Source organism: Vibrio sp. 10N.222.52.C12, assembly GCF_041474215.1.
In the GTDB taxonomy this organism is placed as follows: Bacteria; Pseudomonadota; Gammaproteobacteria; order Enterobacterales; family Vibrionaceae; genus Vibrio; species Vibrio crassostreae_C.
Genome location: NZ_JBFRTR010000143.1, coordinates 25,649 through 38,237 on the forward strand (window position 1 = coordinate 25,649; position 12,589 = coordinate 38,237).

General features: G+C 46.3%; 10 protein-coding genes. 2 read left to right on the top strand and 8 right to left on the bottom strand.

Annotated features, from left to right (window positions below):
* Window positions 1–112: 112 nt before the first annotated feature.
* Complete coding sequence (locus AB4623_RS21585) at window positions 113–1,465, bottom strand: MATE family efflux transporter (RefSeq protein ID WP_017062432.1); 1,353 nt, start codon at window positions 1,463–1,465, stop codon at window positions 113–115.
* Between the two features lie 100 nt (window positions 1,466–1,565).
* Between AB4623_RS21585 and AB4623_RS21590 the strand changes: the two genes are divergently transcribed.
* Both AB4623_RS21590 and AB4623_RS21595 read left to right on the top strand, forming a co-directional pair.
* On the top strand, window positions 1,566–2,540 hold the full coding sequence (locus AB4623_RS21590) for a LysR family transcriptional regulator (RefSeq protein ID WP_017068435.1): 975 nt from the start codon (window positions 1,566–1,568) through the stop codon (window positions 2,538–2,540).
* A 42-nt stretch (window positions 2,541–2,582) separates the two neighbouring features.
* Window positions 2,583–3,482, top strand: coding sequence for a DMT family transporter (locus tag AB4623_RS21595; RefSeq protein WP_372147353.1), 900 nt, complete (start codon window positions 2,583–2,585; stop codon window positions 3,480–3,482).
* Window positions 3,483–3,636: 154 nt separating this feature from the next.
* On the opposite strand, the gene AB4623_RS21600 is transcribed toward AB4623_RS21595, so the two are convergent.
* From AB4623_RS21600 to AB4623_RS21630, 7 genes are all read right to left on the bottom strand, one after another.
* The gene (locus AB4623_RS21600; protein ID WP_004731682.1) at window positions 3,637–4,056 is read right to left on the bottom strand and encodes a VOC family protein; all 420 of its coding nucleotides are present in this window, start codon (window positions 4,054–4,056) and stop codon (window positions 3,637–3,639) included.
* A gap of 228 nt (window positions 4,057–4,284) precedes the next feature.
* Window positions 4,285–5,049 carry a Fe(3+) dicitrate ABC transporter ATP-binding protein FecE gene (fecE, locus tag AB4623_RS21605; RefSeq protein ID WP_029235210.1) on the bottom strand — a complete coding sequence of 255 codons (765 nt, stop codon included), beginning with the start codon at window positions 5,047–5,049 and terminating at the stop codon, window positions 4,285–4,287.
* Window positions 5,050–5,051: 2 nt separating this feature from the next.
* Window positions 5,052–6,023 (bottom strand): iron ABC transporter permease, encoded by a 972-nt coding sequence (locus AB4623_RS21610; protein WP_017064389.1) that lies wholly within the window; start codon window positions 6,021–6,023, stop codon window positions 5,052–5,054.
* Window positions 6,023–7,057 carry an iron ABC transporter permease gene (locus AB4623_RS21615; protein WP_029235209.1) on the bottom strand — a complete coding sequence of 345 codons (1,035 nt, stop codon included), beginning with the start codon at window positions 7,055–7,057 and terminating at the stop codon, window positions 6,023–6,025. The genes AB4623_RS21610 and AB4623_RS21615 overlap by 1 nt, the downstream gene beginning before the upstream one ends.
* Entirely contained in the window at window positions 7,054–8,031 is a 978-nt protein-coding gene (locus tag AB4623_RS21620; RefSeq protein WP_017064387.1) for a Fe(3+) dicitrate ABC transporter substrate-binding protein, read from the bottom strand. The genes AB4623_RS21615 and AB4623_RS21620 overlap by 4 nt, the downstream gene beginning before the upstream one ends.
* An 87-nt stretch (window positions 8,032–8,118) precedes the next feature.
* Window positions 8,119–10,248, bottom strand: a complete 2,130-nt coding sequence (locus AB4623_RS21625) for a TonB-dependent receptor family protein (protein ID WP_372147354.1) — start codon at window positions 10,246–10,248, stop codon at window positions 8,119–8,121.
* Window positions 10,249–10,432: 184 nt separating this feature from the next.
* Window positions 10,433–12,466: a TonB-dependent siderophore receptor gene (locus AB4623_RS21630; protein ID WP_017064385.1), complete on the bottom strand. Its 2,034-nt coding sequence runs from the start codon at window positions 12,464–12,466 to the stop codon at window positions 10,433–10,435.
* Window positions 12,467–12,589 lie beyond the last annotated feature (123 nt).

Genomic DNA, 12,589 nt, shown 5'->3' on the forward strand with positions numbered 1-12,589 from the left:
GAAGTACGCAATTTAGGGCTTATAGGTCATTGTTGGTAATTGATAGTTCTCGGTCAGCAATACAACGTTTATCGTTCAAGGTTCCATGGTAAAGGCGAGCATCACAAGCAAATCACGTATAAGCATGATTCGACAAATCTGGAGATTGGTTGTTCTTTTGAATGACACGCATCAATTGGATAAGCAGCAGAATACCTGTCACGCCTAAGCCAACACCGATTCCGCCCCAAATCCCTGCCAATTCGAACTTAGGCATCAAATACCAAGCCGCAGGCAAGCCAAATACCCAGTAACCGATGGCAGTCATCACGGTTGGCATAGAGACAATCTTCATGCCTCTTAGCAGGTTAATCGCCAGTAGTTGCCAAGCATCAACAATAAAGCACAAAGCAACGACCCAAATCACAGAAGCCAGTAGTGAAGTCATAGCACCCGTGCCATCGTCTAACTTGAAGATAGAAGCGATCATCTCAGGCCATATAATGAACACGGCCGACAACGCCACACTCAACACCGACACCAATATGAAGCTTTGAATCGAGGTTCTTTTTATTCCTTCGTAGTTACCCGCGCCAAAATCACGGCCAACCAAAATCGCCGCAGCTTGTGAGAAACCAAAATTGAAGTTCCAAGTAAAGCTTAAACATTGCAGCAAGATTTGGTGCAAGGCTAACGAAGCAATACTGATCGTGCCCGCCATCAAGGTGCCACCGTAAATCAAGCCATGCTCAAGTAAAGCAGCCAAGCCGATAGGTAGACCCATCAACAACAATGGGCTCATCAACTTGATTGAATACTCTTCTGTATTTAGCCAAGGGGCGAACTGCTTAAACTCGTCACGCTTAAATACCCAAACCGTATATCCAACCATCACGATAAATGCCGCGATAGCCGTACCAAGCCCTAAACCTGTTAAGCCCATGTCTAATTGGAAGGTGAGAAAGTAGCTCACTGGCACATTCAGAATTACGGTGATAATCGACATCACAAGAATGGAGCGCACGTTGCCAAACGCACTGGTTAAGCCACGAAGTACCAACAAGATAAGCGAAGGCAACATTACCCACTTCAAAGCATGGACATATTCCATGGCTAAAGTGATCACTTCTGGTGGCTGTTTGGCTGCTTCTAATACCAACGGAGCAAACCAGAAGCTGGCCATTAAGGTCACGCTGAGCACGAATGCCAACATGGTTGCGCCTTTCACCGCCAATCTAATTTGAGTATTACCAAACTCAGGGCGAGCTACTCGCTGACCATAAGCGATCGCAATCAAATTCGCGACACAACCCACGGTGCTGCTCGCAATAATGAAGATGAAAAAGTAGATTGAGGCACCTAAGCCACCAGCCGCAAGGGCTGACACACTGATACGCGACATCATCCAAACATCAGTAAGGACTAAAGCCATAGAGATCAGCTGTGAAATGATCAAAGGGAATGCAAGAGTGAGTATTTTTTTCATGAGCGCCTCAGTTAATTTCGCCCAAAATACGATCGATGGGGCTGGCGTTCAATTGATAAATTTGCGACTCTAACATTCCATAAACTCATGCGAACGAATTATGACCCCATATCCTAGCTTGCCATCCTCACATAATGGCTTAAAAGCCTTTGAAGCTGCCGCAAGGCTGATGAGCTTTACTCTGGCTGCCGAAGAGCTGCATGTGACACAAAGTGCGATCAGCCGACAGATCAAACAGCTTGAAGATGAGTTAAACGCATCACTGGTTATTCGTAAGCATCGAGCCATAGAATTAACGGTACAAGGTCATGATTTGTATGTCGCTTTGCGAGAAAGCTACGGTAATATCGAAGCTGTTATCGCCTCTTGGAGTGAGCCCAAGCAGAAGCGTATCGTGATCAAAGCGACTCTGAGTTTCGCGACGCGAGTATTGATCTCCAAAGTTCGGGAATTAAACGAGCGTTATCAAGATCATGAGATAGTCATTGTTCCTGTGATTGAGGAAGACGAATCGATTAATAGTAGTGAGTATGATCTACTGATCTTCCACACGCGTTTCAAAAAACGCTATGACAAGGCACCTGACATTACCTTCTTGCGTGAAGAGTTCATGGCGCCGGTTTGCTCTACTAGTTTAACCACCAAAGACACCGACCTTGATTCAATCTTAACCTTGCCAAGGCTGCATCCAACCTTAGATCATCACGACTGGAAAGTGTGGCTGGCCGATGTTGAATTCCCACCAAAGAAACCTGTCAGAAATACCAGCTTCTTGTCTTTAGATATGGCGCTCAGTGCCTGTCTATCCGGTGAAGGGGTTACGGTCACGGATCTGTTGTTAGTTCAACAAGATCTCCAACGAGGCTTCTTGTACTGCCCTAGAAATGCAAAAATCCAACACAGTGCTTGGACTTACTTCATGCACCAGCGTAGTCACACGCCTATCATCAACGACCTTATTGAATGGCTTAGAGAAGAGACAACAAAAGAGATCGAGTTGCTGAAAGTACTCGCACAGCAATATCAATGGTTTGGTGTAATAGAACAGGACAAAGACTTTGGTCGGCTCTTCTAAACTAAGTTATGATTCCTGTTCCCTCAACCGATTGATATTTTTATGTCTTCTTTCTCTTTTTCACTGATCCCTGTAGGGGTTCGGTTCATGATCCTTTCTGCTTTTGGATTCGCACTGATGTCAGCTTGTGTGAAATACATCAGCAATTACGGCATACCTGTATTTGAAATTGTTGCAGCAAGGGCTTTGGTGTCTTTGATCATCAGTTATATCGATGTGAAGCGCAAACGTATTTCTATTTGGGGCAATAACAAACCTCTGTTATTTGTTCGTGGCGCGGTAGGCACCGCAGCACTGATGTGTGTTTACTACGCTGTAACCACTCTTCCGTTAGCAGAAGCAACCATTCTGCAATACGTGCATCCCGTATTTACTCCGTTACTTGGCGTACTGTTCCTGAAAGAACGCGTCCAAAAGTCGACCATGATATGCATTGTATTCTGCCTAGCGGGATTATCGGTAATGGTACAGCCAAGCATGAACAGCAGCGCGAGCAGCGAGTTGCCGCTATTCAGTATTATGCTGGCGTTATGTGGCGCGTTTGGTAGCTCAATTGCTTATGTGATTGTAAGAAAGCTTAGCCAAACGGAAGACAGCTCAGTGATCATCTTCTACTTCCCACTGGTCGCTCTGCCAATATCGACCGCCCTGATCTGGAACGACTTTGTGTGGCCTAGCCTTTTCTTAACCATGATGCTGGTTCTGGTCGGAATTTTCACTCAGATCGGCCAATATGGTTTGACCAAAGCAATGCAAACTCAAGCAGCTGGTAAAGCTTCGGCTTATTCATACGTTCAGATCGTATTCTCAGCACTATTAGGTGTTTGGGTGTTCAATGAGATTCCATCAGTTTGGACCTACCTAGGTGGTAGCCTTATTGTGACGGGTGCTCTTATCAATGTGTTTGGCAAACAACTGTTGGTGCCGTTTAGAGCTAAGTAGATAACTAAATAACAGAGCTGAATACCAGTTAGCCAATCAGCGATTAAATAGATCGCAAAAGGGCATTGCGGATTATTCCACAATGCCCTTTTCTATAAATGCTCTAGCGCGTTTTCATTCAGCTAACCAACTTTAATAAAGCGGCGCATTACGGCTAGCTTGTAGCGTTACGTAGTTTTGGATCGTCACTCAAATACTCAACGAACTCGATTTCAAAACCGGCCGGATCCACAAAGTAGACATTTTTACGATAAGGTTCTTCGGCACCGGGTTTGGCAATTGGGAAGCCCGCATCAACAAGGCGCTTGGTTACGCTTTCGATATTATTGGTCACATAAGCGAAGTGCGCGAGGCCAACAGAATGCCCAGCCAAATCTCTATTTTCACCTTCACCGTGATCGCTCAACGCGATGTATTGGTACTCGTCACCAAAATGCAGCCAGTTACGTGGCTTGCCTGACCACTCCCCTTTTCCCTCGTCACGGACATACCAATGAGGGAACGCCGCTTTATAGAAAACCAGCATTTCTGGGATGTCTTTTACCACTAAATTTACATGTTCAAGTTGGATCATTCTTCTCTCCTTAAAGTATTCTCGTAAGCAACGTTGCATATCCTAATACCTCAAGTTAAGTTGAGGTAAAGCACTAATTTGCATTTATTTCGAGAACGTCTTTAGAGCCCAAACTGTTCTACTTTGACTACATACAAACCTTAAGTTTAGACGACTTAATCTAATGTGGCTTCCTTGCCTGTGTTCTGTTCTTTGTGCCTTGGTGATCTCGTTGTTCAGAACAGATAACTAAATCGCGACACACATTGGTGTATTTGAAACAGGGTCACGAAACACGCTCGCTTTGAGATCAAACACGTTACTGAGCATAGTTTCGGTCATCACCTCATCAGGCGAGCCTTCTGCTATTAAACACCCTTTTTCCAAAACCACTAGATGGTCGCAGTAACGACTGGCTTGGTTAAGATCATGCAACACAACAACCACCGTTTTTCCTTTGGCATTCATCTGTTGCATCAGGTTCATTAATTCCACCTGGTGAGACATATCAAGGTATGTGGTCGGTTCATCCAACATCACTACGTCCGTATCTTGTGCAATTACCATCGCAATCCATGCTCTTTGACGCTGGCCACCAGACAGTGACTCAACAGGCTTATCAGCAAACTCAAGCACACCTGTATCACGCATAGCTTGTTCGACAATCCTTTGATCGTCCTGCCCTAGCCTCCCCCAATGAGACACATAAGGCGAACGGCCATATTCGACCAACTTTCTTACCGTGATCCCCTCAGGGCTTACCAAGATTTGCGGAAGAAGTGACAACGAACGAGCAAGCGCTTTATCGCCATAGCTTGATAGCGGTTTGTCTTCAAACAACACCTCTCCAGCCACTGGTTTGTTAATTCTGACTAACGTCTTTAACAAGGTAGATTTACCGCACCCGTTAGGTCCTATCAATGCGGTGATTTTTCCCTTAGGGATAGAAACCGACAGGTTCGGTATGATCGTTTGTTTGCCGTACGCGACGGAAAGATTCTGCGTTTTAAGCATGGTTACCAACCTCGATAACGATAGAGAAGAAAGATGAAATAAGGCGCGCCAATCACAGACGTGAGAACGCCTGCTGGCAATTCAATAGGTGGTTGTAGACCTCTGGCCAACCCATCAGCGCTGGTAACCAGAATTGCCCCCACCAGTGCAGATGCTGGGATTAACAATTTATGATTATGCCCAAACAACAAGCGTGCTAAGTGAGGTGCCAATAAACCCACAAAACTGATCGTTCCAGCAACAGAAACGCTAACACTGGCAAGCAATACAGCGGCCAATAACGCGAGAGCTTGAATCTGTTTTGGATTAGTGCCCAATGTGGTCGCACTTTCCTCGCCAAGCCCCATCACATCTAATCGCCACGCCAACCATAATGCCATGGGTAACAACAAGAGCAGCACGCTCCAAATAAACGGGACTTGCTGCCAGTTTCGTCCCCAAAGGCTGCCAGTAAGCCACACCATAGCCGTGTTGATCTCGATCGGGTTGGTAACCAGCAAGAAGTCGATACAACTGGCCAGAAACGCACTCACCGCAATACCAATCAGCGCCAATTTGGCGGGTGTTGGCCTTGACCACCATGCCAATACCGCAATCAGCCCTGCAGCCAATACCCCACCGAACATAGCTACAACAGGAAGCACACTGACTGGCGCATTGGGGAACCAAACTAAACTCGCTGTCGCAGCAAGGCCTGCCCCGGCGCTAATACCCATAAGATCAGGCGATGCTAACGGATTACGTATCACGCCTTGCACTAATACCCCTGAAAGCCCTAACCCTGCGCCCACGCTTATCGCGAGCAACATACGTGGTAGCCGATACTGATGGATAACAAAGTCGTCGCTGGAAAACGCGACCAAATGTTCGATGACTTGAGAAACAGAAAGCGAAGCTGCTCCGACAAACAAACCTGCGGATGCCACTAATATGAGAATCCCTGATAACAAAATTATCTTAGTGTGATGGTGCATTAAGATCTCCTCGTCGCAATCAAAATAAAACAAGGTGTTCCGAGCAAAGCAGTAATAACACCAACGGGTGTTTCAGTCGGGAAAGCAATCGCTCGCGACAGTGCATCTGACCAAGACACTAATGCTGCGCCTGCCAATGCTGAAATAGGAATCAGTAAATGATAATTGTGCCCAACAATAGGTCGAACCAAATGAGGCACTAACAATCCAACAAAGCCAATTGGCCCTGCGATAGCGACGCTTGCTCCGGCAAGCAACACGATCGTCAGTCCACTCACGAGGCGAGTAAACCTGATGTTGCTGCCCAACCCCACTGCAACTTCTTCGCCAAGTGCCAGTAAGTTGAGGTTGCGGGCAAGACTCATTGCCAACACCAAACCAATCACTACAGGCGGCCAAAGCTGTTGCCATTGCTCATCATCCACACTAGACAGTGAGCCAGTAAGCCAATGCAAGACGCTATAAGCCATGTCGTCAGCAAGAATCAGCGCCGCTCGTGTCAGTCCGAGCAATAACGCAGTAATGGCGATACCCGCGAGAACCAAACGTAACGGATGAGAACGTTCGGAGAAAAAACCACCGAGGAGCATAACGGCACCGCCGCTTAGCAATGCACCAAGAACCGCATTAAGGATTGGGTTTAAATCACTAACCACAGGTATGCCTATTGCAGCTAACGCCATAAAACAGGCTGCGCCAGCGTTAATGCCAAGAATCGACGGAGACGCGAGTGGATTGCGCGTCAAACCTTGCATCAATAACCCAGCGACGGCCAAACTCGCACCAATCAATAGCCCAGCACAAGTTCTTGGCGCTCTTAGCGTCGCCAATATTTGATGAGTCATGTTGCTTTCATCAAACGCAAACCAGTAGTGAATCAAGTCACTCAATGTTAAAGAGAAATTAGACCACCCAGTCATAGAGGCCGCGTAACCAGACAGTGCCAAACACGACACTAATGCCGTAAATAATATGACTCGCCACGACAGTATTGGCCAGAATCGCTTACTTTTAGAGAACGACATCGTACTCATGATGGGTCCAAGATCTGCTCAAGATTTTTCGCCATTTGTTCTGCCGCTAACATGCCTCGATTCAATGACCAAAGTGCTGGTGACACTTCTACAACTTGCTGATTTTTAGCAGAGGTTAGTACATTGAATAACGGATTTTTCTGCCAATCATCAACAATATTAGGATGAGAGTAAGCGCCAAGGAGCAACCAATCCGGATTGGTTTTCAACAACAACTCAAAACTGGTTGGTAAATATGCCTTCTCTGTTGGTTTCACAATAGGGCTCGCAATACCTAATGCGGTCAGCACGCCCCCTGCGTAAGATGCAGGGCTATGTAACCACATACCTTTATCCGACACGACAGCGAATTGGACGGTTTGTTTGAGCGAGAAATGACTTTTGAATTCAGCCATGGCGTGTTGATGTTGTTGAATTCGTTGTTCCATTGACGATTGCTTGTCGAGAGCGATGCCAATCTTGAGCGCAGACTCCAAATTCTCTTGATACGTCTCGCCGCGGCTTTTGAGCAGCAGAGTTGGTGCGATGCGTTGTAGATCTTGATAGACAGTACGATGACGCTCTGCATCTGCAATGATCAGGTCAGGCTTTAATACCGCAATGGCTTCTAGGCTAGGCTGAGAACGCATGCCAACTGATTCCCATGGTTGAACCAATTCGCGTACCGCCGGAATCACTCGCGAAGCATCATTGTCATCAGCAACACCAACAGGAGAAACCCCCACCGCAGCTAGCGCATCTACAAATGAGAACTCCAACACCACAATACGTTGCGGAGTAGTCGCTATCTCAAACTGACCCTGCTCATCTTGTATGACCCTGGTTTGTGCTGAACTGGAGAATGAAAACAAGCTTAAAACCAACAAAGCTAAGGTTATCGCTATCCTGCTGAATAAAAACTGCTTATTGAGTGACAGCAGTCCGTTCGACAGCATCAATTGATTCGAAAACAAAAGGCGAGAGTTGTTTTCCATATTTAATTTTCCTTAAACGCTAGAACCGTGAAAGTCGCCAAGAGTATTGGCGACTTTTATTCGTTATTACTTTCAATAAATTACGTATTAGAACTGATAATTCAGATCCAAAGTGTAAGAACGTCCTGGTGCTGGATAACGACCAACCGGGCTGGTATCAATACCGCGGAAGTAATAGTCCTCATCAAACAAGTTGTTCACCGCAAGGTTCATTCGCAGCTTACTGTTTTCATCCTTGTACAAATCCGAACCTAGGTTAAAGTTCCAGACCATGTAGGCAGGCACTTTACCTGTCGCGCCCGTTGCATCTTCGGCACTTGTATTCGCATTGTCAGAGTAAGACTCGCTGAAGTAGTAACCAGACAAAGTCGTATCTACCTTGCTAAAGGCGTAAGTCGCATCCCAGCTAAATTGGTGTTTAGACGTATAAGGGAGTTGATTACCTTTGTTTGCACCCTCTTCCTCTAACGTTGCATCTAAGTAGTTATAGCCAGCGCCCAGACTCAAAGCTTGCATCGCTTGAGGAATATAACGACCAGAGAGCTCAACACCTTGGTGAAGGGTTTTACCAATGTTATCGAAAGTTTGGGTAGCACTTTGCCATTGCAGCTGATCTTCAAAATCAATGCGGTAAAGTGCAATGTTAAAGCTGGTTGAATCTTGGTTGTAGCGAGCACCCAACTCGTAGTTCCACGCTAGCTCACTGCCCTCTTCACCCTTGCCTCGAATGTAAGCAATTTGTGGTGCACGCAAAGATTTCTGTGCATTAGTGTAACCAACCCATTGCTCTGTCAGGTGGTATGCCAAAGTTAAGCCCGGCAACCACTCCGTCACTTTGTTGTCTGTGCTTTGTGCTGTACCCAGATCATCAAACGTCATATCAATCGATTCGTAACGAATACCCGGCGTGACTTTCAGTACGTCATTGAACAGGCCGATTTCATTGCTGATGTAACCAGCAAAAGCGTCAGTATCTAAGTGCCAATCACGTGGGGTTGTTGTAGCACCACCAGCAATTGGCGTTTGAGTCAGCTTGTAATCGATATCTTCGTTGACGTAGCGTGCCCCAACAATCACATTTTGCGTTACGGTATTTCCGTCAAAGTACATCGCGAGTTTAGGTTCAACACCATAAACAGCAAATTCACGTGGTGACGTACGAATATCGGTTGATGGTAATGCCGGGTCCGCCCAGTGACCGCCAGCGCTGTTAAAGCCCCATTGGAAGAAACGCTCAGAACGGTGGCCAAACGTCAGTATTTCTAATTCGGCGCTATCTGCAATATTCAAGTCATGTAAATACTTCAGGCTCCAACGCGTTGAAGTGCCTTGATATTCATCGTATGGGCGCTTCGACTGAGTACGATTTTTTTCGTAATCATCTGGCGATAAAGCGCCCGGCATTTGGGTGTCGGCATCATAACGTTGAACGAAAGCTTGTAACTCTTGAGTATCGCTCAGTAACCATTGCAATTTCGCTTGGAAGTTTTTTACATCCGTGTCGGAGTGTTCACGGAAGCTCTCACCTTTTAAGAAGTTCCCCTCGACTTGAAGTGCCAGCGTATCGGTTAACCAACCACCCGTTCGCAGGTAAAAGTCGTTGAGCGGCGTATCGCCACCCTCGAATACAGTAAAGCGATTACTGATTTCCGTTTGCCACTCATGTGGAATAGGCTTGGTCACCAAGTTGATCACACCACCGACGTTGTTTGGTCCGTACTGAACCGCCGCACCGCCTCGCACAATATCAATACGATCAAGCATCGACAGCGTTGCAGGGAAAATTGATTGTCCTGTGTGACCATACGGCGCCAGTGTCAGAGGAACACCATCCATGAGGAATTGAGCGTGCCCACTGCGACTCGCTTTCAAACCACGCACTGAGATGTTAGGCAAAACACCGGTGCCCGTTTCGTCTTGAACCTTAATGCCCGGTACACTTTGGAAGGCAGAGTCAATCGAGAGTGCGCCAGTCTTTTTAATTTGTTCATTAGTCAGAACAGTACGAGCTCCCGGATACTCTTTCACATCCTCAAGTTCTGAATTACCGATCAAGCTGCCCGTCACGACAACCGTTTCCATGGTCGTCGTTTGTGGATCTGACGCGGCAAATGCGCCCATGGAAGTCACTGAAGCGATGGCCATTGCAAGGGCACTTAGACGCAACTTTTGATGTGATTGAGTACAGGGTTTACCATCCAAATTCTGGTAAGGCATGAAAATCTCCTAAATAGGCAAGTTAGGATCAAAGGCCATGTTTACGATTCAGCGCTTTGATCCTATGGGCTAAACGGCCTCAAAATGAAGCCAACTGTTCACTCACTCGTAGTGAACAAATCAATCGTTTTTAGAGTCGAACTAGCTCTTAGAAATGAACGAACTCTTAGAACTGAATTAGCTTTTAAAACTGATAGCCGTAGCTGAGCATAAATTCGGCTGGTGCTCCGTAACCAATCTGGTTAGTACCAGACGTGCCGTTGGTTGCGCCCAGAATGTATTTCTCATTAAGCACGTTGTAAGCATTCGCTTGAACTTTGTGACGACCCGTGGTGTACGCTGCCATCAAGTCAACCGTGGTGTAGTCACCCAGAGCTACCGCTTCATCATTACCCGCGTAACGGTCGCCTACGTATTTCACGCCACCACCTAAACGCCAGTTGTCATCTAACTGATAAGTGCTCCAAAGAGAGAACAAATGATCAGACACATCGTTTGGCTTTTTGCCTGTCTCTTTGTTCTCCGCGTCTAAATAGCTGTAGCCTACAGAAATGTCCCACTGCTCGGTAAACTGACCGCGAGCTTCTAATTCAATACCTTGGTGACGAGCTTCGATCTTGTTAACAACGTCTCCGTCTATATTGGTTTCAGGTTGTTCTTGATCGATTTGGAAGACCGCGGCATTCAGCATCAAAGCGTTATCTAATAGGTAAGCTTTTGCGCCAATTTCTTTTAGATCGGTGTGGAAGAATTCTGCTAATTTAGGGTTGATGTAGATACCTGAGTAAGGCAATTGCCATGAACGAGCTAAGCTTGCGTACACTGACATATCGTTGTTGATTCGGTAGACCAAACCACCGCGGTAGCTCACTTTGTCATCGTCTAGATTCTCTTTTGCTGAGCCCGCTTTTTGCTGTTCCAGCTCCATCGAGTCGTAACGCACATTGCCGATCACTGAAAGATCACCAAAGGTGTAAACGTCTTGAATGTATACACCTGTCGTCGTTGTCGTGTTATCACGGAAAGGTTTGAAACCCGGATCAGGTGTTGGGCCTGCTACAGGGTTGTAGATATCTTTTGGAGGTAAGGTTTTATCACTTGCGAGCGTTAAGTCGATATTGATCTGATTATAATCCGCACCGATCATCATTTGGTTCGAATCGGTTTCCCAAACTAGCTCAGATTGAAGAGTCGTCGTGGTACGAGGATCGTAACCGAAGTTATTTACAGTCTGAGATACTTCATTCCCAGTTACCGTCCCTTGGCGTGTACCCTTTTGCTCAAGCTCGATATGGTTGTATGCTGCGCGGTTTGTCCATGCCCATTCACTGTTCAAAAGCCATTCATAATTAACGCCAACACGAATGCTGTCCGACTCTTGATAGTCATTCGTACCACCGTAAAATGTGCTTTCCGAGACATCGACAGGCTTACCGTTTTTAGATGGAACACCACGATATGGCACCAACTCTTGGTGCGCATATTCTACATCGAGATCAATGGTATGCCCCTCAGCAGGCAATACACGAATGGTCGGTGCGATAAAGAAATCATTAGAGTCGACGTGATCTACATAGGAATCAGACTGTCGACTTTCCACGTTGATACGACCACTAACCTTGTCACTAAGCGCCATCGAGCTGTCAACCTGACCAACAAAAAGATTATTGCTGCCAACACTGCCGTTGACGTGTGTGAAATTATCACCGTTAGCACGCTTGGTGACCAAGTTGATGATACCGCCGGCTGAACCTCGGCCGTAAAGTGCGCCTGCAGGGCCCTTTACCACTTCGACACGCTCGATATTCGCAAGGCTTCGGTACGATTGCAGAGTCCCGTCATCACGCATACCATCACGGTACATGTCGTTGAGTGCATCAAAACCACGAATCACAAATTGGTCTCGGCTTCCCTCACCCAAGGTATTGTTAACCCCTGCGACACCATCAAGTGCATCCACCAAACGTACAGCACCGCGGTCTTCCATTTCCGTCTTTGTGACCACCGATACTGCCTGCGGTACATCCAACCATTCGACATCCGTTTTGGTTCCTGACTGAGGCATGTGCTCCGCGTAACCTTCGTACTGATGACCAATAACTTGTAGGGTTTCATCTACCGTTACTTCTGCAGCCATTACATTCGACACGGTAGCCACTGCGGTTAATGCACCTCCAATAGCCAAAGCGAGAGGGGACAAGGCCAATCTAATGTTCATTTTCTAATTCCGTTTTAGTTTATAAAATAACAATATTGCGAATAAGAACAAATATCATTTATATTTGCAATATATATTTTTTGATCTATATTTGCTTTGCAATATGCAACACCACTAATGATA